At 68.0% G+C, this 24386-nt stretch carries 22 protein-coding genes; 10 read left to right on the top strand and 12 right to left on the bottom strand.

Going from position 1 to position 24386, the window contains the following annotated elements; translation table 11 throughout:
* Both ORK51_RS16685 and ORK51_RS16690 read right to left on the bottom strand, forming a co-directional pair.
* A partial coding sequence (locus tag ORK51_RS16685) for a hypothetical protein (RefSeq protein ID WP_266085963.1) occupies positions 1 to 238 on the bottom strand: 238 nt, incomplete at its 3' end.
* Positions 239 to 241: 3 nt separating this feature from the next.
* The gene (locus ORK51_RS16690; RefSeq protein WP_390328393.1) at positions 242 to 1000 is read right to left on the bottom strand and encodes an enoyl-CoA hydratase/isomerase family protein; all 759 of its coding nucleotides are present in this window, start codon (positions 998 to 1000) and stop codon (positions 242 to 244) included.
* A 191-nt stretch (positions 1001 to 1191) separates the two neighbouring features.
* On the opposite strand from ORK51_RS16690, the gene ORK51_RS16695 reads away from it, so the two are divergent.
* The 3 genes from ORK51_RS16695 to ORK51_RS16705 all read left to right on the top strand — a co-directional run bounded on the left by ORK51_RS16695 (position 1192) and on the right by ORK51_RS16705 (position 3672).
* Positions 1192 to 1893 carry an FKBP-type peptidyl-prolyl cis-trans isomerase gene (locus ORK51_RS16695; RefSeq protein ID WP_046272022.1) on the top strand — a complete coding sequence of 234 codons (702 nt, stop codon included), beginning with the start codon at positions 1192 to 1194 and terminating at the stop codon, positions 1891 to 1893.
* Positions 1894 to 1981: 88 nt separating this feature from the next.
* Entirely contained in the window at positions 1982 to 2785 is an 804-nt protein-coding gene (locus ORK51_RS16700) for a CoA pyrophosphatase (RefSeq protein WP_046272021.1), read from the top strand.
* On the top strand, positions 2782 to 3672 hold the full coding sequence (locus ORK51_RS16705) for a sulfurtransferase (protein ID WP_266085967.1): 891 nt from the start codon (positions 2782 to 2784) through the stop codon (positions 3670 to 3672). Before ORK51_RS16700 ends, ORK51_RS16705 begins: the two co-directional genes overlap by 4 nt.
* Positions 3673 to 3688: 16 nt before the next feature.
* Here ORK51_RS16705 and ORK51_RS16710 read toward each other — a convergent pair whose 3' ends face one another.
* On the bottom strand, positions 3689 to 4258 hold the full coding sequence (locus tag ORK51_RS16710) for an N-acetylmuramoyl-L-alanine amidase (RefSeq protein ID WP_019185881.1): 570 nt from the start codon (positions 4256 to 4258) through the stop codon (positions 3689 to 3691).
* 57 nt (positions 4259 to 4315) lie between these two features.
* Here ORK51_RS16710 and ORK51_RS16715 point away from each other — a divergent pair, with 57 nt between their 5' ends.
* The 3 genes from ORK51_RS16715 to ORK51_RS16725 all read left to right on the top strand — a co-directional run bounded on the left by ORK51_RS16715 (position 4316) and on the right by ORK51_RS16725 (position 7654).
* Positions 4316 to 4843, top strand: coding sequence for an alpha/beta hydrolase (locus tag ORK51_RS16715; RefSeq protein ID WP_266085970.1), 528 nt, complete (start codon positions 4316 to 4318; stop codon positions 4841 to 4843).
* 109 nt (positions 4844 to 4952) lie between these two features.
* A complete protein-coding gene (rlmKL, locus tag ORK51_RS16720) occupies positions 4953 to 7097 on the top strand; it encodes a bifunctional 23S rRNA (guanine(2069)-N(7))-methyltransferase RlmK/23S rRNA (guanine(2445)-N(2))-methyltransferase RlmL (protein WP_266085972.1) in 2145 nt (714 codons plus the stop codon).
* 20 nt (positions 7098 to 7117) lie between these two features.
* On the top strand, positions 7118 to 7654 hold the full coding sequence (locus tag ORK51_RS16725; RefSeq protein ID WP_266085974.1) for a GNAT family N-acetyltransferase: 537 nt from the start codon (positions 7118 to 7120) through the stop codon (positions 7652 to 7654).
* Between the two features lie 95 nt (positions 7655 to 7749).
* Here the strand turns inward: ORK51_RS16725 and ORK51_RS16730 are convergent, their stop codons facing one another.
* The 4 genes from ORK51_RS16730 to ORK51_RS16745 form a co-directional block, all read right to left on the bottom strand.
* The gene (locus ORK51_RS16730) at positions 7750 to 8085 is read right to left on the bottom strand and encodes a DUF3325 domain-containing protein (protein WP_266085976.1); all 336 of its coding nucleotides are present in this window, start codon (positions 8083 to 8085) and stop codon (positions 7750 to 7752) included.
* Positions 8082 to 9698 carry a PepSY-associated TM helix domain-containing protein gene (locus ORK51_RS16735; protein WP_266085978.1) on the bottom strand — a complete coding sequence of 539 codons (1617 nt, stop codon included), beginning with the start codon at positions 9696 to 9698 and terminating at the stop codon, positions 8082 to 8084. The genes ORK51_RS16730 and ORK51_RS16735 overlap by 4 nt, the downstream gene beginning before the upstream one ends.
* Positions 9695 to 10054: a DUF3649 domain-containing protein gene (locus ORK51_RS16740; protein ID WP_235318833.1), complete on the bottom strand. Its 360-nt coding sequence runs from the start codon at positions 10052 to 10054 to the stop codon at positions 9695 to 9697. Before ORK51_RS16740 ends, ORK51_RS16735 begins: the two co-directional genes overlap by 4 nt.
* Before the next feature lie 83 nt (positions 10055 to 10137).
* Complete coding sequence (locus ORK51_RS16745) at positions 10138 to 12369, bottom strand: TonB-dependent siderophore receptor (protein ID WP_266085980.1); 2232 nt, start codon at positions 12367 to 12369, stop codon at positions 10138 to 10140.
* Positions 12370 to 12759: 390 nt separating this feature from the next.
* Between ORK51_RS16745 and ORK51_RS16750 the strand changes: the two genes are divergently transcribed.
* Positions 12760 to 15120: a TonB-dependent receptor plug domain-containing protein gene (locus tag ORK51_RS16750; RefSeq protein ID WP_266085982.1), complete on the top strand. Its 2361-nt coding sequence runs from the start codon at positions 12760 to 12762 to the stop codon at positions 15118 to 15120.
* The gene (locus ORK51_RS16755; RefSeq protein ID WP_266085984.1) at positions 15120 to 16415 is read left to right on the top strand and encodes an aminotransferase class V-fold PLP-dependent enzyme; all 1296 of its coding nucleotides are present in this window, start codon (positions 15120 to 15122) and stop codon (positions 16413 to 16415) included. The genes ORK51_RS16750 and ORK51_RS16755 overlap by 1 nt, the downstream gene beginning before the upstream one ends.
* Before the next feature lie 60 nt (positions 16416 to 16475).
* Here ORK51_RS16755 and ORK51_RS16760 read toward each other — a convergent pair whose 3' ends face one another.
* From ORK51_RS16760 to aptA, 3 genes are all read right to left on the bottom strand, one after another.
* A complete protein-coding gene (locus ORK51_RS16760; RefSeq protein WP_019185870.1) occupies positions 16476 to 17768 on the bottom strand; it encodes a DUF445 domain-containing protein in 1293 nt (430 codons plus the stop codon).
* A 116-nt stretch (positions 17769 to 17884) separates the two neighbouring features.
* A complete protein-coding gene (locus tag ORK51_RS16765) occupies positions 17885 to 18760 on the bottom strand; it encodes a plasmid replication/partition related protein (protein WP_266085987.1) in 876 nt (291 codons plus the stop codon).
* A gap of 79 nt (positions 18761 to 18839) precedes the next feature.
* Entirely contained in the window at positions 18840 to 20192 is a 1353-nt protein-coding gene (aptA, locus tag ORK51_RS16770; protein ID WP_266085989.1) for an omega-aminotransferase AptA, read from the bottom strand.
* Positions 20193 to 20306: 114 nt separating this feature from the next.
* Between aptA and ORK51_RS16775 the strand changes: the two genes are divergently transcribed.
* Positions 20307 to 21809: an aldehyde dehydrogenase gene (locus ORK51_RS16775; protein WP_266085991.1), complete on the top strand. Its 1503-nt coding sequence runs from the start codon at positions 20307 to 20309 to the stop codon at positions 21807 to 21809.
* A gap of 6 nt (positions 21810 to 21815) precedes the next feature.
* On the opposite strand, the gene ORK51_RS16780 is transcribed toward ORK51_RS16775, so the two are convergent.
* Positions 21816 to 22442, bottom strand: coding sequence for a hypothetical protein (locus tag ORK51_RS16780; RefSeq protein ID WP_266085993.1), 627 nt, complete (start codon positions 22440 to 22442; stop codon positions 21816 to 21818).
* Between the two features lie 172 nt (positions 22443 to 22614).
* Between ORK51_RS16780 and ORK51_RS16785 the strand changes: the two genes are divergently transcribed.
* Entirely contained in the window at positions 22615 to 23892 is a 1278-nt protein-coding gene (locus tag ORK51_RS16785) for an MFS transporter (RefSeq protein WP_070426986.1), read from the top strand.
* Here ORK51_RS16785 and ORK51_RS16790 read toward each other — a convergent pair whose 3' ends face one another.
* Positions 23893 to 24354: a bacteriohemerythrin gene (locus tag ORK51_RS16790; protein ID WP_019185865.1), complete on the bottom strand. Its 462-nt coding sequence runs from the start codon at positions 24352 to 24354 to the stop codon at positions 23893 to 23895.
* Positions 24355 to 24386 lie beyond the last annotated feature (32 nt).

Here is a 24386-nt window from a genome sequence, read left to right on the forward strand (position 1 = left end):
CACGGCGCGCGAGCCGCTGCTGGCGCTGACGGTAGCGTTCGCGTGCGGCCCAGGCCCGTTGCAGCTGCTGCTGCGCCTGCTGCAGGCGCTGCGGCAGGTCGGGATGACCGGGCAGCAGCTGTGCGTCGCCCGGGTGCGGAACGTAGTCCATCAGCCCGGCGTCCAGCGCGGCGTCCCAGTGATCATCGAGCACGAGCGCCAGCAACTGCGCCGGCGAAACGGTAGGGGGAGGCGACATGGCTCAGCGGTTCTGGAATACCGGTGGGCGGCGCGCCAGGAATGCGTTGGTCCCTTCGCGCATGTCCTCGGTGGCGAACATCAGGCCGAACTGCGCGCTCTCGTACTCCAGGCCCTCGCCCAGCGGGCACTCACCGCCGATGTGGATCGCATCCAGGATGCCGCGCAGTGCCAGCGGCGCGGCCGAGGCCAACTGCGACGCGATGGTCTGGACCCGCGCATCGAGCTCCGCGGCGGGGACGACCTCGTTGACGATGCCCAGTTGCGCGGCACGGGCCGCCGTGATCGGGGTACCCAGCAGGCACAGCTCCAGCGCCGCGGCGCGGCCGCACAGGCGCAGCAGCCGCTGGCTGCCGCCGAAACCGGGAATCAGGCCCAGGTTGACCTCCGGCTGGCCGACCTTGGCGGTCTCCGCCGCCACCCGCAGGTGGCAGGCCATGGCCAGTTCCAGGCCGCCGCCCAGCGCAAATCCGTTGATCTTGCCGATCACCGGCTTGGGCATGCGCTCGATGCGGCGCATCAGCCCTTGGCCGAGCAGGGAGAAATCACGACCCTGAACCGCGCTCAGGCCGTTCATTTCGGCGATGTCGGCACCGGCGACGAACGCCTTGGGACCGGCGCCGGTCAGCACCACCACCCGCACCGCAGGGTCGGCCGCGGCCTCGGCGAAGGCCGTATCCAGGGCTTCCAGCGTCGCCCGGTTGAGGGCGTTGAGTTTGTCCGGGCGGTTGACCGTCACAGTGCGTACGGCACCATCGTCCATAATCGCGATAAGGGCGTCGGCCACGGCAGGACTCCTGAAAACGTTAAAAAAAAGTGATGTTGAACTCTTGAAACGAAGTCAGGTCAGAGCCTGCGTCGTTAGTGGCGGTTCAACGTTGCGGCGGCTATCCTAACCCGTCGCCTCAGGGCGGCCCAACGCGTCCTGAGTTACCACCCCTGGAGAAAAGTTTGATGAAGTTGCGTTCTATCGCGGTCGCCGTCGCGGCCCTGGCCCTGACGGGCAATGCCTTCGCCCAGGACACCTCGTCCGAAAAGGGCAAGCTGAGCTATTACTTCGGTTACGACTACGGCAACAACCTGGCTGAACTCACCGCACGCGGCGAGCAGCTGGACATCAACTCGGTGGTGAAGGGCCTGCAGGATGCCTATGCCAAGAAGCAGCCGTCGATCACGGCCGAGCAGTTGAAGCCCGCCGTCGAAGCCTTCCAGAAGCGTGAGCAGGGTCGTGCGCAGGCCGCCAAGGCCGAGTACGACAAGGCTGCCGCCGAGAACAAGACCAAGAGCACCCAGTTCCTGGCCACCAACAAGGCCAAGGCCGGCGTGCAGTCGCTTCCGAGCGGCGTGCAGTACCGCGTGATCGAAGCCGGCAAGGGCGCCAAGCCGACCCAGGCCAGCACCGTGCAGCTGGAAGTGGCCGGTCCGTACCCGTTCGGCACCCGTCCGGCCGAAGCGCGTCCGGCCCAGCAGATCCCGGGCATCAAGGTCAGCGAAGTCGAAATGAAGGCCATGCGTGAAGCCCTGCTGCAGATGCCGGCCGGCTCCAAGTGGGAAGTGACGCTGCCGCCGGAACAGGCCTATGGTGCCGATCCGCGCACGCCGTTCCCGCCGAACGTTGCGGTGCAGTTCGAAATCAAGCTCGTCAGCGTCAAGTAATTTCCGCAACATCAAGAACGCGCCGGTGGCAACACCGGCGCGTTTTTCGTTTCCGTGCCATTCGCGCTACTGTTGACCGGTGCAATCGATGGAACACTCCCCGCATGCCGTGCCCACTCCCTGCATCGGAATCTGCGCGCTGGATCGCGCCGGTGTCTGCACGGGCTGCCTGCGCACCGTGGATGAAATCACCCGCTGGCGAACCATGAGCCGACCCGAACAGCAACACGTCATGCAGCACACGCTGCCCCTGCGCGAACAACTGCGGCAATCGCTGCAAGGCTCGCTGGCCGAACACGAACGCCTGATGCGCGCGCTGCATCCGCTGGACCGGCCGCCGCCCGGCGATGGCTGGAACCGCAGCGAGCTGGTCGATCTTCTTCCACCCGGCCCGCCGGTTGAAGCGGCCGTGTTGGCCGGCATCATTCCGCGCGAAGGCGGTGCCCAGGTATTGCTGACCCGGCGTACCGATACGTTGCGTCATCACGGTGGCCAGGTCGGTTTCCCGGGTGGCCGCATGGAACCGGACGACCGCGATGCGGTGGCCGCTGCGATCCGCGAGAGCGATGAGGAAATCGCCCTCAAGCAGGATCAGGTGCAGGTACTGGGATACCTGGATCCATTCGTGACGATTACCGGTTATCGGGTCATGCCGGTCGTGGCCGTGATCGATCCCGCATTCGTGGCCGTGCCCGAACCGGGCGAGGTCGCCGAAGTCTTCGAAGTTCCGCTCGCGTACCTGATGGATCCGGCCAACCTGCACCACGTCGAGATCGATCACCGCGGGCGCATCCGCCACGTGCTCGAGTATGGCTGGCCGGGGCAACGGATCTGGGGCGCGACCGCCGCCATTCTCTACAACCTGCGTCGCCGCCTGGAGCAGACCGCATGACCACGCCGCTGATCGATGTCACCGCCCTCGCACAGGCCCTGGAGGAGGGCGCCACGCGCCTGATGGATGCACGCGCGACGGCCAGTGCCGCAGCGCCGCTGCGCGTGGTGGATGCCCGTTTCTCGTTGGCCGACCCGCAGTCCGGTGCGCAGCTGTACGCACAGGGCCATCTGCCCGGCGCGCTGTACGCCGATCTCAACCGGGATCTGTCCGATCTGGGCCGCACCGGCCATGGCCGTCACCCACTGCCGGACAGCGAGGCGTTCGCCGCACGCCTGGGCGAGTGGGGCATCGGGCCCGATACCCGGGTGGTGGTCTATGACGCCGGCGATGGCAGCATGGCCGCCGCGCGCCTGTGGTGGCTGTTGCGGTTGATCGGGCATGCCAACGTGCGCGTCCTCGATGGCGGCTTCGCGGCCTGGCAGGCGGCCGGCCTGCCGGTGACTACCGAGCGGCCGCAGGTGACCGGGCTGCCGCCCTACCCCGGTCACTTCGACCGCAGCCAGATCGCCTCGGCCGAGCAGGTGCAGGCGCGTCTCAAGCATGCCCCGGGCTGGTTGATCGATGCGCGGGCCGGCGAGCGTTTCCGGGGCGAAGTGGAGCCGTTGGACCCGGTCGCCGGCCATGTGCCCGGCGCGGTGAATCGTCCGTTCGCGTTGAATGTGCATGACGGGCGTTTGCGCCCTGCGGACGATCTGCGCGCGGCGCTGCAGCCGCTGCTCGGCACGCACGCACCGGAGGAGGTGGTCCTGATGTGCGGCTCCGGCGTGACCGCCTGCCATCTGCTGCTGGCAATGGAAGCGGCCGGCCTGGAAGGCGCGCGGATCTATGCCGATTCGTGGAGCGGCTGGGTCAGCGATCCGTCGCGCCCGGTGGCAACCGGCTGATCATCGGCACACCCGCTCACCCACGCAGTTCCTGCAACGGCACCGCCGCGAGCACGCGCGGCCACGGGAACAGCGGGCCCGGGTCGCGCTTGCGCGGCACGCGCCGCTCCGGATCGTCGCTGGCCACTTCTTCACGTGTATCGAGCCACTCGTGGCCGGCGATATGCGCCAGCGCCGGCAGCGTGCCGCACAGGTGCTGCAGCAGATCGATCAGCGCCGCGATCTGCGCATCCGGGTAGGGCTCGTCCATCGCCTGGTGGCGGGAATCCCACCAGTGCGGGTAACGCCCGGTGTTGACCAGTTCGATGCCGATCGAGCGCGGGTTGAAACCCGTGACCTGATGCGCGATGCGGTCCAATGACACGTACTGGACGATGCGCCCGTCGCGGTCGATGTAGTAGTGCCCGCTGTTGCCCGTGCCGCTCTCATACAGCACGCGCTCGCCGTACTCGCGCGCCATCGCCAGGTCCGGCAGTTCGGTGCAGTGGATGACCACCAGATCGATGTCGTCGTGGGTGCGGGGCAGCAGCCTGTCCTGGTAGGGCAGGGGCTGTGCATCGATGGCGGGCGGGGCGCGGTCGGGCATGCGGCGATGCTAGCATTCGGGCATGAACGCTCCTATCGATTCCCGCCCGGTGTGTGCATGAGCCGCGGCCACTGCATTCTCTCCCACGGCTTTGAAAGCGGCCCGGACGCCATCAAGGTGACCGCCCTGGCCGACGTGGCCGAGCGCCTGGGCTGGACCCACGAGCGCCCGGACTACACCGACCTGGACGCCCAGCGCGAGGTCAGCAGCCTCGGCGATGTGCGCGCCCGCCTGCAGCGACTGGTCACCCTGGCCACCGCCCGCGCCGCGCAGGGCCCGGTGGTGCTGGCCGGTTCCAGCCTGGGCTCGTACATCTCGGCCATCGCCTCGCTGCAGGTGCCGGTCCGCGGGCTGTTCCTGATGGTGCCGCCGACCCGCATGGGGCCGATGCCGGCGCTGGATGCGGCGCGGGTGCCGACCAGCGTGGTGCATGCCTGGCACGACGAACTGATCCCGCCCGCCGAGGTCATCGCCTGGGCCCAGGCCCGCTCGGCGCGCCTGCTGATGGTGGACGACGGGCACCGCCTGGCCAACCACGTGGAGGCGTCGACCCGGGCCTTCGAGGAATTGCTGGCCTCGCTGTAAGCCGGGCGATCCAGCCCGCCTCACGTACAATGGCCCCCCGGGACCCCGTGCCCGGCTGCTTGCCGTGCCCGTGGGCACCCCCTCTCCGCTGACCTGCGATACCGATTCCGTGAAATTCTTTGTTTCCTGCGCCAAGGGCCTGGAGTATCTGCTCGCCGACGAACTGTTGGCGCTCGGCCTGGACAAGGCCACCGCCACCATTTCCGGCGTCAACGCCGAGGGCGAGCTGGCGCAGGCACAGCGCGTGGTGCTGTGGTCGCGCCTGGCCAGCCGGGTGCTGTGGCCGCTGGCCGAGTTCGAGTGCCCGGATGAGGGCTCGCTCTACCAGGGCGTGTCGGCGATGGCGTGGGAGCAGCACATCAGCCCCGAGCTGACCCTGTCGGTGGATGCGCATGTGTCCGGCACCGAGATCACCCACGCGCGCTTTGCCGCGCAGCGGGTCAAGGATGGCGTGGTCGACAGCCTGCGCGCGCAGGGCCTGGAACGGCCGTCGGTGAACGTGGAGTTCCCGGATGTGCGCATCAACCTGTCGCTGCGCAAGGGCCGCGCCACGATCTCGATCGATCTGGGCGGTGGCCCGATGCATCGGCGCGGTTGGCGCATGGCGCAGAACGAGGCGCCGCTGAAGGAAAACCTGGCCGCCGCCGTGCTGCTGCGCGCCAACTGGCCGAAGATCCACAGCGAAGGCGGTGGCCTGCTGGACCCGATGTGCGGCAGCGGCACGCTGCTGATCGAAGGCGCGCTGATGGCCGCCGACGTCGCCCCGGGCCTGCAGCGCCACGGCAGCATCCCGCCGAGCCGCTGGCTGGGCTTCGACCGCGAGAGCTGGAACACCCTGATGGCCGAAGCGCGTACGCGCGAGGAAGCCGGCCGCGGTGCGCTCAAGCAGGTCATCCACGGCAGCGATATCGACCCGCATGCGATCCGCGCGGCCAAGGAAAATGCCGAGACCGCCGGTGTCTCGCACGCGATCTGGTTCGGCGTTCGCGACGTGGCCGATGTGCAGGTGCCGCCGCAGGAAACCGGCTGCGTGGTCTGCAATCCGCCCTATGACGAGCGCCTGGCCGCCGATGCGCTGCTGTACCGCCGCCTCGGCGACGCGCTCAAGCGCGCGGTGCCGCAGTGGCGTGCCAGCCTGCTGTGCGGCAGCGCGGACCTGGCGTTTGCCACCGGCCTGCGCGCCAACAAGAAGTACCAGCTGTTCAACGGCGCCATCGAGTGCGCGCTGATTGTCTGCGACCCGATCGCCGTGCCGCAGCGTGAGAACACCGGCCAACCGCGCGAGCTCAGCGAAGGCGCGCAGATGGTGGCCAACCGCCTGCGCAAGAACATCAAGAAATTCAAGACCTGGCGGGCGCGCGAGAGCATCACCTGCTACCGCGTCTACGATGCCGATTTGCCCGAATACGCCGCCGCCATCGATGTCTACGAAGAAGACGGCGGTGCCCGTCGCACCTTCCTGCATGTGCAGGAATACGCGGCCCCGGCGACCATTCCCGATGTCGATGTGCGTCGCCGCCGCAACGAGCTGCTGTCGGCTGCCCGCGAGGTGTTCCAGGTGCCGGCCGAGCAGGTCGCACTGAAGTCGCGCGAGCGGGGCAAGGGCGGCAGCAAGTACGGCCGCTTCGAGCAGCGCGGCGAATTCGTGCTGGTACGCGAGAACGACGCGCTGCTGCGCGTGAACCTGTTCGATTACCTGGACACCGGCCTGTTCCTGGACCACCGCCCGCTGCGCTGGCACATGGCGCAGGAAGCCCAGGGCAAGCGCTTCCTCAACCTCTTCTGCTACACCGGTGTCGCCTCGGTGCAGGCCGCCGTGGCCGGCGCCGCGACCACCACCAGCGTGGATCTGTCCGGTACCTATCTGCAGTGGTGCGCCGACAACCTGGCCTTGAACGGCAAGGGCGGCAGCCAGCACCAGCTGATCCAGGCCGATGCACTGGCGTGGCTGGAGGCCGAGCGCCACCGCTTCGACGTGATCTTCTGCGATCCGCCGACCTTCTCCAACTCGGCCCGCGCCGATGACTTCGACATCCAGCGCGAACACGTGCGCCTGCTGCGCGCGGCCGTGGCCCGCCTGAGCCCGGAAGGCGTGCTGTACTTCTCCAACAACTTCCGCCGCTTCAGGCTGGACGACGAAGCGATCAAGGAATTCGCGGAGTGCAAGGAGATTTCGCCCGAGACCATCGGGGCGGACTTCGAACGCAACCCGCGCATCCACCGCGCGTGGGAACTGCGCCGCTACGGCGCCTGACGGGACGGCAAGGGACTGACATGGACGACAGCCAACTCCACGCCGACGGGCTGCTACTGCGTCCGTTCAAGGATGCCGACGCCGCCCCGTTTCTGGCGGCGGTGCGTGAATCGGCCGAGGGCATGCAGCGCTGGATGCCGTGGAGCTCGGTCGACTACAGCGTCGCGCAGGCGCTGCAGTGGTTCCAGGCCTGCCGCGACGGCTGGGCGGCAGGCTCGGCCTGCGAGTACGGGATATTCGAGCAGGACACGGCGGCGTTTGTCGGCGGCGCGGGACTGAACAAGATCCAGCACGATCCCCGGTTCTGCAACCTGGGCTACTGGGTACGGCAGTCGTGCCGTGGCCAGGGCGTGGCGCCCCGCGTTGTCCGGGCACTGGCTGCCCAGGCGTTCGGGCCGCTGGGCCTGCAACGGGTGGAGATCGTGGTGGCGGTGGGCAACCTCGCCAGCGAACGGGTGGCGGAGAAGGCCGGCGCGCTTCGCGAGGGCGTGGCACGCAACCGGCTGGTCATCGACGGCCGTCCCGCCGACGCGCACATGTTTTCACTGGTGCCCTGACCGGCGATCGCGATGCGGCGACGCCCGCGAGGGTGCGGCGGGTGCACCGCAGGGATCGATCTGAAGGTAGAGCCACGCCATGCGTGGCTGCTCCCTCAATGCCCGACCAGTGCCACCGCCAGCCCCACCACCGGCAACGCCCATGCCAATGGCGCGATCCAGCGCGGGCGATACGGGTACAGCCCGAACGCGATCAGCAACCCGCTGATCGTCAGCGCGCCCAGCCACAGCACCGGGCCGATCGCCCAGCCGTGATCCAGCACGCACAAGGCGAAGGCGACGGTCAGCAACGTCCAGCCCAACCAGCGCCACACCCGCATGCGCGATGCGCTGGCGCCGGCTTTGCCGTGCAGATCCAGCTGGTGCTTGTCCATGGCCAGCGACAGCGCCGTGAACGCGGAGAAGGTCAGTGTGATCGCGAGCAGCATCATGCCGTGGCCCCCGCAGCAGCGGCCTGCTGGCGACGCTTCTTCTCGGCGGCGCTCAACGGTGGCTGCCAACGCTGCATGCGATGGCCGCAGTAGGCCAGCATCGCGCCGAAGGCGAGCATGGTCAGATCGAAGCCGGCCAGCACCCAGTCACCGGTACGCAGGGTCACGCCCAGATGCGCGTGCGTGGTCAATGCGTTGACCACCGGGATCAGGGCGAACAGCGCGCCGCCCAGATACAGCTGCCAGGTCCACATCATCCGCTTGGGCCAGATGAAACCGGCCAGCAATGCGGCGGCCCAGGCGTAGAAGAAGGCATTGACCTCGGCCGCGGAGCGCTCGGCCATCTGCACCGGCAGCAGGCGGTTGGCCAGGAAGTAGGTGGCGAAGGCAATCGGCAGGCCGGCCACTGCGCCGATGTTCAGCGCGTCGACCAGGCGCAGGCCGAAGCCGGTCTTGCCGGACTTGGCGTGCTTGGGACGTTCCTTGACCGCCCACAGCACCACGCCGCTGGCGACCATCAGGCAGCCGATCAGGCCCGAGAGGAAGAACAGGGCACGCAGGCCCCAATCGGCGAAGCGCGCCAGGTGCAGTCCGTACATCACGCCGCGGGTCTGGGTCGCACCACCGGAGGCCGGGCTGGCCTCGAGCAATTGCCCGGTGACGGCATTGAAGCGCAGCGACGGGGTATCCACCGACAGGCGCTTTCCATCGCGCTGGGTGATATCCACGATCGCATTCGCTGCGCCCGGGTGGTACAGGGTGAAGCCGGCGACATCGGCCCCCTTCCATTCGGCGCGGGCGCTGTCCAGCAGCTGCTGGATCGGCAGCGGCGTGGCGCGCCCTTCGGCGGGGGTCTCGATCTCGGCCAGGCGCGCGAAAGCCTCGCTGAAGAACGCCTCCTCATCCTTGGGGTAGGCCACGCTCACGCCCCACGGCAGGTACATGAACATCAGGGTGACGATGCCGGTGTAGGTGATCATCGCGTGGTACGGCAGCGCCATCACGGCGCTGACGTTATGGAAATCCAGCCACGAACGCAGGCCCTTCTCCGGGCGGAAGGTGAAGAAGTCCTTGAAGATCTTCTTGTGCGTGATCACGCCGGTGATGATCGCCACCAGCATGAACATCGCGCAGAAACCGACCAGGTAACGCGCCCAGTAGACCGGGATGTAGTGCAGGTCGAAATGCAGGCGGTAGAAGAAGTCGCCGCCGCGGGTTTCGCGTGCGGCGATTTCCTCGCCGGTGTTCGGATCCACGGTGGCATCGCCGAAACGGCCACCGCCGCGCCGGCGGCGCTCGCCTTCCACCGGCGGCTTGACCATTGATTCGGGGTTGCGCCAGAACATGCGCATCGCCGGGTTGCGCGGGTCGGGCAGGGTGACGTTCCAGCTCTCGGCCTGTGGCGCCTTGTGCTGCAGGAAGGTCAGCGCACGCTCGGCGGCCACATCGGCGGTGACGCTGCTGCGCGGCAGCTCCGGGCGCATCCAGCGGCTGATTTCCTCACGGTAGTAGCTGGCGGTGCCGGCCATGAAAATCAGCAGCAGCAGCCAGCCGACCAGCAGGCCGGTCCAGGTGTGCAGCCACGCCATCGACTGGCGGAATCCGTTCTTCATGCGGCCCCCTGCAGCAGGCGGGTGCCCACCCAGAACAGCACGGTGGGTATCAGGATGCCGACCCAGGCGCGCAGGGCAGTGCGGGTAGCGAACGCCCACAGCGCCGCGCAGGCGCACAGCACGATCGCCACCATCATGCCGGTCAGCACGGCCTGCCCGCGCGCGATCGGCAGGGCGACCGCGAAGAACATCGAGCAGGTCGCGGCCAGCGCGTAGCCGCCGAAGATCGCCGCGAGCGAACGTGACAACACACCCAGCCAGGGGCGGGTGAAGAAGGAACCAAGACGGTTGAACCTGGCGCTGGCGTGCGGCGTGCTGTCCACGGAAACCTGCTGATCGATCGGGGAAACGGGCATCACCGGCCGCAGCCGGTGATGAAGGATAGTGGCCATCCGTGGCCGTGTTCACTGCGCGTCGCAGTGGTCCCTTGGAGCCGGTGTCAGAGCTTCCAGCGCAGGTTCAACATCACGTTGCGCGGTTCGCCCCAGTACACGCCGTTGTAGAAACCGACGTTGCTGAAGTACTTCTTGTCGAGCAGGTTGTTGACGTTGAGCTGCGCGGAGAAGTTGTCGTTGAAGCGGTAGCCGGCGAACACATTCACCAGGTAGAACGCGTCCTGGGTGATGAACGCCGATTCGGTACGGCCGCTGGTCGCGTAATCCGCGCGCGGCTTGGTGCTGGTCCGGTAGATCCGGCTCTGCCAGGTCACGCCACCGCCCAGCGACAGGCGGTTCCACTCACCGCTCGGGCGCCAGCTGGTGTTGAGGCGGAAGGTGTCCACCGGGTTGGTGGTGTTCTGCGCCACGCCGGCCTGGTTGCGGATGGTGGTGTGCGCGAAACCGGCCGAGAGGTTCCAGTTCTCGGTCAGGCTGCCCTGGGCTTCCAGTTCCCAGCCCTTGACCTTGTTGCCCTTGCCGGTGGAACGATAGGCGCTGCTGCCATCGGGCAGCGAGGCGGCCGGCACCGAGTCATCGAGCTCGGCGACATTGTCCTTCTCGCCCTTGAACACCGCGGCGGAGGTATTCAGGCGTCCACCGAAGAATTCACCCTTCAGGCCGGCCTCCCACATGTCGCCGACCACCGGCTCCAGGTAGTCGTTGTTCTTGTCGCGGTAGTCCTGCGGCTGGAAGATGTCGGTGTAGCTGGCGTAAGCGCTGAACTGCCTGCTGAAATCGTAGACCAGGCCGAAGTACGGGGTCAGCGAATCGTCCGGCTTGTAGCCGCCGCGGGTGGTGCCGGTACGGTTGCCGGCAGCATCGTGGGTGTAGCGCCAGCTGCGGGTTTCCCAGCTGCCGTAGCGCGCGCCGAGCACGGCCAGCAACGGATCGGCCAGCTGCAGGCGGGCGGCCACGTAGGCGGCCTTCTGCGTCAGCTCGTTCTCCGAGGCCAGCCAGTCATGCCGTGTGAGCGGCAACGGGGCGACATCCCCGGTCCAGTGGCGCCAGTCCGGCACGACGTCATAGCCCGGCGGCTGCGTGAATGCCGAGGCAGGCGATTCGCCCTTGCGCACGGATTGGCCGACGCCCGCCACCAGCTCGTGTTCACGGCCGAACAGCTGGAACGGGCCGCTGGCGTTGAGGTCGAACACATTCATTTCGCTGCGCTCGGCGAAATGCGAGAGATAGGCGCGCACCCCGGTGCCGTCCGGTGCCGGATACCCCTGCGCGCCATACCAGACGTCGCCATCGGTGTTGCGCTTGGCGCGGGTCGCGCTGGCCTTCAGCGACCAGCCGTTGCCGAGCTGCTGCTCCAGGCGCACGAAGGTGGTCTTCTCCACGATCGGCCAGCTGCTCCAGCGTGCCGAGAGGTTGGTCGAGCGGGGCAGGTTGGCCGGCTTGCCGTCCGGGCCCCAGTACGGCACCACGCCCCAGGTCACGCCCTTGGTTTCCGGCGACTGGTAGTCATAGCCGACTTCGAACAGGGTGCTGTCGGTCAGGTCGGCCTGCACGATGCCGTAGAACACGTCCTTGTCCAGACGGTACACATCGCGGAAGGAATCGCTCTGCTGCTTGGCGGCCACGAAGCGCGCACGCACGCGGCCATCCAGCGCGATCGGGCCGCCGATGTCCGCTTCCAGACGCTGGTTGCCCCAGCGGCCCAGGGTCAGCCCGGCGCTCATCGCCATCTCCTGGGTCGGTCGCTTGCGGACCATGTTGATCGTGCCCGACGGATCACCGGCGCCGGTGGTCAGGCCGGTGGCGCCGCGGACCACTTCGATGCGCTCGTAGATCGCGCTGTCGGTGTTGGTCTTGAGCGAGCCACCAAACGTGTTGAGCATCCCGTCGATCTGGAAATTGGTGATGCTGTAGCCACGCGAGATGTAGTTGATGCGCTCCGAATCGGTGACCGACACGTGCACGCCGGTGACCTGGCCCATCACATCGGACAGGGCGTACAGGCCCATGTCGTCCAGACGCTGGCGGGTCAGCACGGTGACCGACTGGGGGGTGTGGCGCAGCGACAGGTTCAACTTGGTGGCGGTGCTGGCCTGCTTGACCGTGTAGGAATTCGGGATCTCGCCATCGGCCGTCACCTTGACCGTGTCCAGCGTGGTTGCCTCATTCGGCCCGGCCTCGGCAAAGGCGGGCAGCGCCGGCCCGGCGAGGGCAGCAACAAGCGCGAGGGTCAACAACGATGGCCGGGACAACGGTGACGCGGACGAACGGGTCATGGCAACACTTCCAATGTGGGAAAACGGCGGCACGCGCGCAGTGACGCTGCCGGGGGCAGCAGGGCAGGCGAGGCAGCGGATCAGGAGGTGTACACGGGGCGTTGCGCAGGGAAGGCGTGAGGCATCCGGGCGCCGGTTGGCTAGGCGTACAGCCGATCAGTGAATGATAGTCATTATCATTTCGTTAGACAAGCGTCATGGCGGTGTCGAAATCAGGAAAAAGCCGTGCGCGGGCGTATGTGCGGGGGCGGCAACGACGGTCGTCTGCGTGTCACTGCCGGGCAATATCGCGTCAACACACTGTGAGGATGTCGTGACAAGCCGTCACGGCGAACCCCCACCTGTTCGTACGCGGAGTCGTCAGTGAATCGTTGTGTGCTTGCTGTAGCGGTGTCGTCCGTCCTTACCTTCGCCCTGGCCGCCGATGCGCGTGCCGAGGCCGCCCCGGCAGGGAATGCCGCGGCCCCCGCCACCCTGGACACGATGATCGTCACCGGCACGCGCGGCAGCAACCGCACGCAGTTCGACACGCTGGCCCCGGTGGACGTGTTCTCGCAGGAAGAAATCCAGGCGATCGAATCCTCCGACCTCAACGATGTGCTGGCCCAGCTGGTGCCGTCGTTCGTGGTCCAGCGCATGCCGATGAATGATGGCCTGGTGTTCGTGCGGCCGGCCACGCTGCGCGGCCTCTCGCCGGACCAGACCCTGGTGCTGGTCAATGGTCGCCGCTTCCACCGCTCGGCGCTGCTGGGCGCGCGCGGTGCGCAGGGGCCGGACCTGGCCCAGATTCCGGTGCATGCGATCCAGCGCATCGAAGTGCTGCGCGACGGCGCGTCCGCGCAGTACGGCTCGGACGCGATCGCCGGTGTCATCAACATCATCCTGGATGACCGGGTCGGCGGCGAACTGTCGCTGGGGCTCTCCGAGTACAGCGAGGGCGATGGCCTGGGCCGCAAGATCGGGGGCCGCCACGGCTTCGCGCTGGGCGACAAGGGCAGCCTGTCGCTGTTCGCCGACTGGGACAAATCCGATGCGACCTCGCGCAGCCGTCAGCGCGCCGATGCGATCGCCTTCCAGAACGCCCACCCGGCGCTGGCCGTGCCCGATCCGGTGCAGCGCTGGGGCCAGCCGGACCTGGAAAACCGGCATTTCGGCTTCAACCTCAACCTGGCCTTGAACGACAGCGTCGACCTCTACGGCTTCGGTCTGTACGGCCACAGCGAGGGTGTCAGCGATTTCAACTGGCGCAACCCCGATGGCACCGCCTCGGTCTACAACCGCAGCCGCGTATTCCCCGGCTGGGACGCACGCAGCCTGTACCCGACCGGCTTCAGCCCGAAATACGGCAACGAGCAGGACGATCTGCAGGGCGTGCTCGGTCTGCGTGGTTACTGGGGCGAGCGCTGGCGCTGGGATGTGAGCGGCTCCTACGGGCGCAACCGCATCGACTACACGCTGGGCAATTCGATCAATGCCTCGCTCGGCCCGGACAGCCCCACCGCGTTCTACCTCGGCCGCCTCTCGCAGGAAGAGAAGAACCTCAACGCGGATATCGTCTACTCGCTGCCGGTCAGCGCGCTGGCGGCGCCGATCAACATCGCCTTCGGTGCGGAGACGCGCGAGGAAACCTACGGCGTGGATGCCGGTGATCCGGCGTCGTATGCGATCGGCCCGGGCGCGGTGACCGGCCTGGCCGGGGGCGCCAACGGTGCGCCGGGGTTCAGCGCGGCCAATGCCGGGCGCTGGAGCCAGCGCAGCCGCGCGGCCTACATCGATGTCGAAGCGCCGTTGACCGCCCGCTGGACCGTCGGCGCGGCGACCCGTTACGAGCACTTCTCCGCCTTCGGTGAAAGCGTGGACGGCAAGCTCTCCAGCCGCTTCGAGTTCACCCCGGACCTGGCGCTGCGCGGCTCGGTCTCCACCGGCTTCCGTGCCCCCACCCCTGGCCAGCTCTACACCCAGAGCACCCAGCAGGGCCTGGATACCGTGACCTTGCAGGTGTTCACCACCGGCCGCCTGTCGCCCAGCGATCCGCTGGCGATCCAGCTGGGGGCCAAACCGCTCAAGCCGGAGCAATCGCGCACCGCCTCGCTCGGTCTGACCTGGAAGAATGAGCTGGGCTTCTCCGGCTCGGTGGACCTGTACGACATCAAGGTCACCGATCGCTTCAGCCAGTCGGCCTCGTTCGCGGTGCCGGCCGGCGTACCCAACCCGCTGGCGTACACCTCGGTGAGCTTCTACACCAACGATTTCGACACCACCACGCGCGGTGTCGACGTGGTGGCCAGCCACACCACCGCACTCGGCGCGGGCCGCCTGAGCACCACGCTGGGCTACAACTACAACCAGACCCAGGTGGACAGTGGTGCCACCGGCGTGGCCACCAACGAAAGCCAGCGCCGCATCTTCGAAGAGCGCCTGCCGCGGCAGAAGGCCACGCTCAGCAGTACCTATGCGTGGGGCCGCTTCAGCGTGCTCGGCAAGCTGCGATACTACGGGGCATGGACAGACTCTTCGGGCAATGCCACCGGCGACATCTTCCAGCGCTTCGGGGCGATGAGCTTCGTCGATCTGGCGGTGAGCTGGAACGTCACCGGGCAGCAGACGCTGCGGATCGGCGCGGACAACCTCTTCAACCGCTACCCGGACGAGGCCAGCTTCCAGGCCAGCCGTGGCCTGATCTACTCGCGGAACGCGCCGTATGACACTGACGGCCGCAACCTCTACGCCGAATACCGGATCCGCTATTGATGGACCGGCAACGACGACATCTGCTGCGTGGCGCGCTGGCCCTGCCACTCGCCACGGCGCTGTCCGGTGCGACCGCCATGGGCCCTGAACCGATGGCGCTGCCGGCGGTGGGCACGCGTACGCCGGCCGAACTTGCCGGTGATGAAGGCTGGTGGGACCAGGTCCGCGCACTGTATGACCTCACCGATGAGGTCGTGATGCTGGACAACGGCTACTGGGGCGCAATGGCGCGCCCGGTACTGCAGGCGTACCAGCAGGCTACCGCCACGGTGAATGCCGGCAACGCCTGGTTCGGGCGGCTGGCGTTTCCACCGCTGTTCGAACAGGCCCGCGTACGCCTGGCACAGGTGCTGGGCGTGGAGACCGACGAGATCGTGCTCACCCGTGGCGCCACCGAGGCGATGCAGGTACTGATCGGCAGCTACCGCGGGCTGTCGCCAGGCGATGCAGTGATGTATGCCGACACCGACTACGACAGCATGATCAGCGCGATGCAGTGGCTGCAGGCGCGGCGCGGCGTGCAGCCGGTGGCGATCACGCTGCCCGAGCCGTTCGACCACGACAGCATCGTGGAGACCTACCGCCGCGCGCTGGCCGCCAACCCGCGCGTGCGCCTGCTGTTGCTGACCCACGTCAACCACCGCAACGGCATGCTGCTGCCAGTGGCGGAGATCGCCGCCCTGGCCAGGGCGGCCGGCGTGGAGGTGGTGCTCGACGCGGCGCACGGCATCGGCCAGGTGGATACCCCGCTGCGCGCGCTGGGGGTGGATTTCATCGGGATCAACCTGCACAAGTGGATCGGCGCGCCGGTCGGCGTCGGGGCGGTGTATGTCCGCCGCGGGCGTGTCCGCGATCTGGATCCGTACATGGGCGAGCAGGATCACGACGACATCCGCACCCGCGTGCACACCGGCACGGTCAACTTCGCGGCGTACATGGCGCTGCCGGTTGCACTGGACCTGCACGAGCGCATCGGTGTCGCCAACAAGCGTGCGCGCCTGCTGCGCCTGCGCGCTCAGTGGATGGACGCATTGCGGGACGATGCGCGCATCCAGTTGCTGGGGTCGGACGATCCGCGCCTGTCCAGTGCGATCACCTCGTTCCGGTTGCGCGGGCAGACCACGATGCGCGACAACACCGCCACCTCGCAGCGGATGGTGAAGCAGTCGGGGGTGTTCGTGGTGCCACGCGAAGGGCTCGCCTCCGGCGCCTGCCTGCGGGTGACGCCGGGCATCTTCAGCACGCCGGCGCAGATGGACGCGCTGGTGGCGGCGGTCCGGGCGGTCGCTGGCTGAGTCATCCCACGACGCTGGCAGCGATCCTGCCAGCGTCGCAGGGCGCGGATGCTTCCGGTGTTACCAGTGGAACCAGACGGTCAGCGCGTGCAGGATCACGCCGATCAGGCCGCCCACCAGGGTGCCATTGAAACGGATGAACTGCAGGTCGCGGCCAACGCTCAATTCCAGCTGCTCGACCAGGTGGCGTTCGTCCCACCCTTTGACGGTCTGCGCGATGTGCTCGGTCACCCCGCTGCGCAGGCGCGTGGTCAGGCGTTCGGCACCGTCCATCAGGTGCTGGTTGAGTGCTTCGCGCAGCGACGGGTCGGCCTGCAGCGCCTCACCCACCGAGGCCAGGCTGCGGCGCAGATGGCCGGCCAGCGCGGAGTCCTCGCTGGCCAGGTCGGCACGCAGGCTGGCGTGGATCCGCGCCCACAGGCCCTGCACGTACTCCTGCACGGCCGGGTGGTCGATCACCTGCTGTTTGAGCTGCTCGACCTTCTCGGCCAGGGCCGGGTCCTCGCGCAGCCGCTGGATGTAGTCGCTCAGCCAGGTTTCGTAATCGCGCCGCAGGGGGTGTTCGGGCTGGGCCAGGATCTGCTGCAGTTCTTCCAGCACCGCGTGCGCCAGGCGCTCGGCAAGGGTGTCACCGATCTCGTCGATCGGCTTGACCCAGTTGACCGTACTGGCCAGCTTGGGCCACTCGCGCTGGATGTAGCCCACGATCAGGGTGGACGCGCGGTCCTTGACCGTCTCGTTGCCCAGCCATTCGCTGATGCGGGTCAGGCCTTCATCCAGCACGCGCTGGTGGCGGTTGTCGGCGGTGAGCAGGCTTAGCAGTTCACCCGCCGTGGCGGCTGCGTTCCATTGCCGAAGCTGCTGGATCACAAAGCCCTGGATGCTGCGCCGGACCGCCGCTTCATCAAGGAAATCCAGCGCCTGCAGGGCCCAGCCGCGGGCCATGTCCGCCAGCATGCGGGCCCGCGCCGGCTCGGCCAGCCAGCTGCCCAGGCGGCTGGCCGGATCGAACACCTGGAGCCGGGCCAGCAGCGCTTGGGGTTCCAGGAACTGGTCGCGGACGAACAGCGCCAGGCTGTCGGCGATGCGGTCCTTGCTGCGCGGGATGATCGCAGTATGCGGGATCGGCAGGCCCAGCGGACGCCGGAACAGCGCGACCACCGCGAACCAGTCGGCCAGGGCGCCGACGGCAGCGGCTTCGCAGAAGGCCGAGACCCAGGCCCAGATGCCGCGTTCGCCGTGCCAATGGCTGACCGCGAAGCCGGCCAGCATCGCCACCAGCATGGCCAGGGCGATCAGTTTGAGCCGTCGCAGCTGGGCACGGCGCGGGTCGGGAGGGGAGAGGGGCGTCATCCCGGCAGTCTAACGACCGAAGGATGATTGCGAGGTAGTGCCGGCCGCTGGCCGGCAACCAAGCCTCCCCCCACCCGAAGGTCAATCGCGTTGCCGGCCAGCGGCCGGCACTGCCCTCAGAGGTCCGCCACCTGCTTGCGCAGCGCGGCCAGCTGCTGGCGCAGGGTGTCGTTCTCCAGGGTCAGCGCGATGATGCGCTGGCGCAGCTCGGCCGGGCCTTCGCCCAGTGCGTTGAGCGCATCGGCGATCTCGGCGGCGCGGCTGGGGTCGACCTCGGCGTCGCCATCGGCGCTGTGCAGCACCTCCTGGGCCGGCTTGCGCGGCTTGCGCTTGGACTCGCGCACACGCTTGGCGGCCTGCTTGAGCTCGTCCTTGCCGGCGGCGGCTGCGGCACGCTGTTCGTCTTCCGGCAGGTCGGCCACGGCGGCCGCGGCGCTAATCGAGATCACCCCGGTCTTGACCGCTTCCACCAGTTCCGGCGCGGCCTGCTTGTGGATGCGCTCGATCATCGTCACCTGGCTGCTGCTCAGGCGCGCTTCGCGGGCCATGTCCGCGCGGCTGACCTTCGGTGCGGCGGCCCACGGCGGGCTGTCTTCGTCAGCGGCCTCGGTCGGCCCGCTGATCTCGCCGTCGCTTTCCTTCTGCAGCTGGGCCTGATCGGCGCGATGGCGCTCGGCCAGGATGTCGCGCTTGCGCAGCGCCAGCACGCCACGCTGGAAATCGGAGACGCTGCGGCGGCCCAGGTGCTGCTCGATCATCCACAGATGGACGTCGTCCATCGACTGGAATCGCGTGTTCTGGATCGTCTGGAACGGCAGTCCGTGCTTCTGGCAGATGCCGTAGCGGTTGTGGCCATCCACCAGCACCTCGCCCCACAGCACCAGCGCGTCGCGGCAGCCTTCGGCGAGGATGCTGCGCTCCAGGGCGTCGTGCTCGTCCGGGGTCAGCGGGTCGATATAGGCCTTGAGTTCTTCTTTGACGACAATGTCCATGCAATCCGGTACGCGAGCGAAACGTGACCGACCATTGTAAGGATCGCGGCGGCCGGCGTCGTCGCCGACGGATTCAGGCTCAGCCGGTGGCGCGGATCATCTCGCCCAGCACCTCCACGATGCGGTCGATGTGGCTGCGCTCCAGGATCAGCGGAGGCGACAGCGCGATCACATCGCCGGTGCAGCGCACCAGCAACTCACCATCGCGGAAGCAGCGCTCGAATACCTCATAGCCGCGCGCGCCGGGCGCGTCCTTGCGCGGCATCAGCTCGATTGCGCCGATCAACCCGACGTTGCGGATGTCCACCACATGCGGCAGCCCTCGCAGGCTGTGCAGTCGCTCCTGCCAGTAATCACCCAGTTCCAGGGCGCGCTCGAACAGATGCTCCTCGGCGTAGGTATCCAGCGCGGCCAGCGCAGCCGCACACGCCAGCGGGTGACCGGAATAGGTATAGCCGTGGAAAAATTCGATGGCGGCCGTCGGGCCCTGCATGAAGGCGCCGTGGATCGCATCGCTGGCCAGCACCGCGCCCATCGGCACCGCGCCGTTGGTCAGGCCCTTGGCCAGGGTCAGCAGGTCCGGGGTGACCCCGAAGCGCTGGGCGGCGAAGGCGTGGCCGACCCGGCCGAAACCGGTGATCACCTCGTCGAACACCAGCAGAATGCCGTGCTGGTCGCAGATCTCGCGCAGGCGCTGCAGATAGCCCGGCGCGGGCAGGATCACCCCGGCCGAACCGGCGATCGGCTCGACGAACACCGCGGCGATGGTGGAGGCATCGTGTAGCGCGATCAGGCGCTCCAGATCCTCGGCCAGTTCGGCCCCGTGGCGGGGCAGGCCAGGGCTGAAGGCATTGCGCTCCAGATCGAGCGTATGGCACAGGAAATCGCTACCGGGCAACAACGGCCCGAACGTCTTGCGGTTGTTGGGCAGGCCGCCGATCGACATGCCGCCGAAGCCGACGCCGTGATACGCCTTCTCCCGCCCGATGAAGCGGGTGCGGTGACCCTCGCCGCGCAGGCGATGGTAGGCCAGCGCGATCTTCATCGCGGTATCCACCGCCTCGGAGCCGGAGTTGGTGAAGAACACATGGTTCAAGCTGGCCGGTGCCAGTGCGGCCAGCCGCTGCGCCAGCACGAACGGCAACGGCGAGCCCATCTGGAACGGTGGCGCGAAATCCAGCGTGGCGGCCTGCTGCTGGATCACCTGGACGATCCGCGGCCGCGCATGCCCCGCGTTGCAGCACCACAGGCCCGCCGCGCCATCCAGGATCGGGCGGTCGTCGACGTCGTGGTAGTACATGCCCTCAGCGCGTACCAGCAGGCGTGGCGCGGCCTTGAACTGGCGGTTGGCGGTGAATGGCATCCAATAGGCGTCCAGCTCTGCTGGCGCTTGTCCGGCCAGGGTGGACAACGACAACTCGGGACGAGGCATGGGGCACTCCGCAGGGTCGCGACGGTCACGACTTTATCGCACCCGCATCACGTCACTCCGTGATGGCCGCGGGTATAAGCGCGTTACCCGACTCACTGAACGAGGACCACGCCGATGACCGCCGCACGCACCCGTGAGGACTGGCAGCGCCAGGCCGATGCACTGACCTTCCAGGGCCAGGCCTTCATCGATGGGCGCTACGTGGACGCCGCCAGTGGCGCGCGCTATGACTGCATCAGCCCGATCGATGGCCGCGTGCTGGTGCAGGTAGCCGACGCCGATACGACAGACGTTGACCGTGCGGTCGCCGCGGCGCGTCGCAGTTTCGATGCGGGCGACTGGTCGCGGGCGGCACCCTCGCACCGCAAGCGGGTGCTGCTGCGGCTGGCCGATCTGGTCGAGCAGCACGCCGATGCGCTCGCGTTGCTGGAAACCCTGGACATGGGCAAGCCGGTCCGCGACGCACGCGAAGGCGATCTGGCCGGTGTCGTGCGGTGCCTGCGCTGGACCGCCGAGGCGGTGGACAAGGTATACGGCGAAGTCGCCCCTACAGCGCTCGACACGCTGGGCCTGATCACCCGCGAGCCGGTCGGCGTTGTCGCGGTGATCGTGCCGTGGAATTTCCCGCTGTTGATGGCGTCGTGGAAAATCGCCCCGGCGCTGGCGGCAGGCAATTCCGTGGTGCTCAAACCCTCTGAACGCTCGCCGTTGAGCGCGATCCGCCTGGCCGCACTGGTGGCCGAGGCCGGTGTGCCCGACGGCGTGTTCAACGTGCTGCCTGGCCACGGCGAGCGCACTGGTGAGCCGCTGGCGCTGCACATGGACGTGGATGCGCTGGCCTTCACCGGTTCCACCGCTGTTGGCCGCCGGTTGCTGCAATGCGCGGGCAGATCGAATCTCAAGCGCACCTGGCTGGAGTGCGGTGGCAAGAGCCCGAACCTCGTCTTCGCCGATGCGCCCGATCTGGACAAGGCCGCCCAGGCCGCCGCCACGGCGATCTTCTACAACCAGGGCGAGGTGTGCACCGCCGGCTCGCGCCTGCTGGTCCAGCGCTCGATCAAGGATGCCTTCGTGGCCCGGGTCCTGGCGCATGGGCGGCACATGCAGCCACAACACCCGTTCGAGCCGGAGGCGGCGATGGGCGCGCTGGTCGACGACGCGCACGCCGGCCGCGTGCTGGACTACGTGGCCCGCGGCGAGGCCGAGGGCGCGCGCCTGCTGCTGGGTGGCAAACGCTTGGAGGTGGTGCCGGGTGGCAGCTATGTCGAGCCGACCGTCTTCGATGAGGTCGATCCGCAGCACACGATCGCCCGCGAGGAAATCTTCGGGCCGGTCCTCTCGGTGCTCACCTTCGATCACGAGGCGGACGCGCTGCGCATGGCCAATGATTCGATCTACGGGCTGGCCGCTGGCGTATGGACGCGCGACCTGGGCCGCGCGCACCGGGTGGCACGCGGCCTGCGTGCCGGCAGCGTCTGGGTCAACCAGTGGGATGGCGGCGACATGACCGCCCCGTTCGGTGGCTACAAGCAGTCCGGCATCGGCCGCGACAAATCCCTGCACGCCTTCGACAAGTACACCGAACTCAAGGCGACCTGGATCCACCTGGGCGGCTGACCTCGCTCAGCAGTCCTGGCTGTGGCGGACCAGCGACTCGCGCAGCAGGTCGCGATCCCGTTCATCCACCGCGTTGCGCAGGTAGTCGATCTGCTGCCGCGTCAGGCGGCACTGGTCCACCGTGTAGCCGGGCGGCCAGGCACCGATCAGCTGGAAAATGCCCTGCACGATCTGCTCCGGCGACATTCCGGCGTTCATCCGGAAGCGCTCGCGCCGCGGTTGGAAGGCCGCGTGCACCTCACGGGCGCCCAGCACGCGCGGGGCCAGTGAGGCTGCTTCGATGCCGCTGCCGGTCAGCGACGATGGCACGCTCAGATCAAGCGGCGCGGTCACTTCCGGCACAGCCGGCGCGGCGGCGGCTGCGGCGACCGGCACGACCACGGCCGGCGCAGGCAGGCGCTGCGATGCGGCGGCCTGCCGTGTGCGGGGCGTCGTGGCACTGGGCGGTGGCGAAACCGGTACCGGCAACGCGCGAGGCAGCCAGTACACCTGCAGGCGCTCATCCGCGAAGGCATCACCCGGGCCGGGTGAACGCAGCAGCACGCCCAGCATCAGCCCGTGTACGGCCATCACCACCGCGATGGCGGTGGGCCGGGTCCAGCGCGAGCGGGCACGCTTCCTTGAGCCTGACATCCGGAACCTTCCTGGCGGGGGACCGCGGTCAGACCCGGTGAGCGGGTGGGAGTTCCTGGCCGGCACGCAGCCTGTGGACCCGGTCACTGGCTGACAGTCTCGTCTGCAACCATCGCGGCAGGCGTGGGAAGGCCGTGGCAGAATCCGGCAGCTGCCCTTTTCTGCGTACCCGATGTCCACACCTGCTGTCGCACCCGTCGTGAACTCCCCCCGCCGCATCCTGCTGGCGAGCCTGATCGGCACCACCATCGAGTTCTTCGATTTCTACATCTACGCCACCGCGGCGGTGCTGGTGTTTCCGCACCTGTTCTTCCCCGAGAGCAGCGATGGCGCGGCGATGCTGCAGTCGCTGGCGACCTTCGCCGTAGCCTTCATCGCGCGGCCGGTCGGCTCGGCGGTGTTCGGTCACTACGGCGACCGCATCGGGCGCAAGGCCACGCTGGTGGCGGCATTGCTGACGATGGGGGTTTCCACGGTGGCCATCGGCCTGCTGCCCACGCATGCCAGCATCGGCCTGGTCGCGCCGGCACTGCTGGCGCTGTGCCGTTTCGGGCAGGGCCTGGGGCTGGGGGGAGAGTGGGGTGGTGCGGTGCTGCTGGCCACCGAGAATGCACCGCCCGGCAAGCGCGCCTGGTACGGCATGTTCCCGCAGCTGGGTGCTCCGCTGGGCTTCCTGCTCTCGGCCGGTATCTTCCTGCTGCTCGGCCGCGCGATGAGCGAGGCTGATTTCCTGCAATGGGGGTGGCGCGTGCCCTTCCTGGCCAGTTCGCTGCTGGTCGGCATCGGCCTGTGGGTGCGCTTGAACATCCACGAGACCCCGCAGTTCCAGGCCACGCTGGACCGCAACGAGCGGGTCAGGCTGCCGATGTGGAGCGTGCTGCGCGACCACCCGTTGACGCTGGTGCTGGGCACGCTGGGAGCGTTCGCCACCTTCGTGCTGTTCTACCTGATGACGGTGTTCACCCTCGGCCATGGCACCACCGTGCTGGGGTACTCGCGCGAGCAGTTCCTGCTGCTGCAGATGGTCGGCATCCTGTTCTTCGCGGCGGGCATTCCCATTTCCGCGCTGTACGGCGACCGTTGGGGCACACGCCGCACGATGATCGTGGCCAGCGGCCTGATCCTCGCCTTCGGCGTGGCGTTCGCGCCGCTGTTCCAGGCCGGCAGCCCGTGGCTGGTGCTGGGGTTCCTGGCGCTGGGCCTGTTCCTGATGGGCCTGACCTACGGCCCGTGCGGCACCTTCCTGGCCGAGATCTATCCGGTCCAGGTGCGCTACACCGGCGCTTCGCTTTCGTTCAACCTGGCCGGCATTCTCGGTGCGGCCCCGGCGCCGTACGTGGCCACCTGGCTGGCCGAACGCTATGGCCTGGTCGCAGTGGGCTATTACCTGTGCGTCACCGCATTGATCACCATCGTCGCCCTGCTGGCGATGGGCCGGCGCGGGCGCTGATCAGCGGAAGAAGCGCTTGAGCGTGCGGCCCAGCCAACTGCCCTGCTGGTGCTCGCGCGCGAACTGGTTGAGATGCTGCTTGACCTGCGGTGCGTAGGCCTTGTCGTCGCCCCGGATATGATTGAACAGCCAGCGCGAGAGCATCGTGCGCAGCTCTTCGGTGATGTCCTCACCGGCCTGGAAACGCAGCCGGTACTCGCCCACGCGCTTGCCGAAGATCTCATGCACGCGCTTGTGCGCCGAACAGAACGGATAGCCGGCTTCCTCCATCAGCTCTTCTTCGAAGGCGAAATGGGACATCGTGTAATCCACCAGCTCGTCGATCACCTCGGCCACGGCCAGCCGCTCCAGGCTCTTCTGGGCGACATGCAGGTGGTTGAGCATCTCCACGATGCGCATGTGCTGGTGATCGATGACATCGATACCGATGTTCAGATCATCCTGCCAGACCAGAAGTGCCATGGTGCGTTCCCCGTGCTGTTCAACTGGGGGCG

This window comes from Stenotrophomonas sp. RIT-551 (genome assembly GCF_026241915.1).
Taxonomy (GTDB): domain Bacteria; phylum Pseudomonadota; class Gammaproteobacteria; order Xanthomonadales; family Xanthomonadaceae; genus Stenotrophomonas; species Stenotrophomonas bentonitica_A.

Coding starts and splice junctions, on each gene's coding strand:
- ORK51_RS16755 (WP_266085984.1), top strand. CDS start 15,120: ATGGACCGGCAACGACGACATCTGCTGCGTGGCGCGCTGGCCCTGCCA.
- ORK51_RS16785 (WP_070426986.1), top strand. CDS start 22,615: ATGTCCACACCTGCTGTCGCACCCGTCGTGAACTCCCCCCGCCGCATC.
- ORK51_RS16740 (WP_235318833.1), bottom strand. CDS start 10,054: ATGCCCGTTTCCCCGATCGATCAGCAGGTTTCCGTGGACAGCACGCCG.
- ORK51_RS16760 (WP_019185870.1), bottom strand. CDS start 17,768: ATGACGCCCCTCTCCCCTCCCGACCCGCGCCGTGCCCAGCTGCGACGG.
- ORK51_RS16735 (WP_266085978.1), bottom strand. CDS start 9,698: ATGAAGAACGGATTCCGCCAGTCGATGGCGTGGCTGCACACCTGGACC.
- ORK51_RS16765 (WP_266085987.1), bottom strand. CDS start 18,760: ATGGACATTGTCGTCAAAGAAGAACTCAAGGCCTATATCGACCCGCTG.
- ORK51_RS16730 (WP_266085976.1), bottom strand. CDS start 8,085: ATGATGCTGCTCGCGATCACACTGACCTTCTCCGCGTTCACGGCGCTG.
- aptA (WP_266085989.1), bottom strand. CDS start 20,192: ATGCCTCGTCCCGAGTTGTCGTTGTCCACCCTGGCCGGACAAGCGCCA.
- ORK51_RS16700 (WP_046272021.1), top strand. CDS start 1,982: ATGGAACACTCCCCGCATGCCGTGCCCACTCCCTGCATCGGAATCTGC.
- ORK51_RS16695 (WP_046272022.1), top strand. CDS start 1,192: ATGAAGTTGCGTTCTATCGCGGTCGCCGTCGCGGCCCTGGCCCTGACG.
- ORK51_RS16745 (WP_266085980.1), bottom strand. CDS start 12,369: ATGACCCGTTCGTCCGCGTCACCGTTGTCCCGGCCATCGTTGTTGACC.
- ORK51_RS16725 (WP_266085974.1), top strand. CDS start 7,118: ATGGACGACAGCCAACTCCACGCCGACGGGCTGCTACTGCGTCCGTTC.
- ORK51_RS16775 (WP_266085991.1), top strand. CDS start 20,307: ATGACCGCCGCACGCACCCGTGAGGACTGGCAGCGCCAGGCCGATGCA.
- ORK51_RS16705 (WP_266085967.1), top strand. CDS start 2,782: ATGACCACGCCGCTGATCGATGTCACCGCCCTCGCACAGGCCCTGGAG.
- ORK51_RS16715 (WP_266085970.1), top strand. CDS start 4,316: ATGAGCCGCGGCCACTGCATTCTCTCCCACGGCTTTGAAAGCGGCCCG.
- ORK51_RS16790 (WP_019185865.1), bottom strand. CDS start 24,354: ATGGCACTTCTGGTCTGGCAGGATGATCTGAACATCGGTATCGATGTC.
- ORK51_RS16710 (WP_019185881.1), bottom strand. CDS start 4,258: ATGCCCGACCGCGCCCCGCCCGCCATCGATGCACAGCCCCTGCCCTAC.
- ORK51_RS16690 (WP_390328393.1), bottom strand. CDS start 1,000: ATGGACGATGGTGCCGTACGCACTGTGACGGTCAACCGCCCGGACAAA.
- ORK51_RS16780 (WP_266085993.1), bottom strand. CDS start 22,442: ATGTCAGGCTCAAGGAAGCGTGCCCGCTCGCGCTGGACCCGGCCCACC.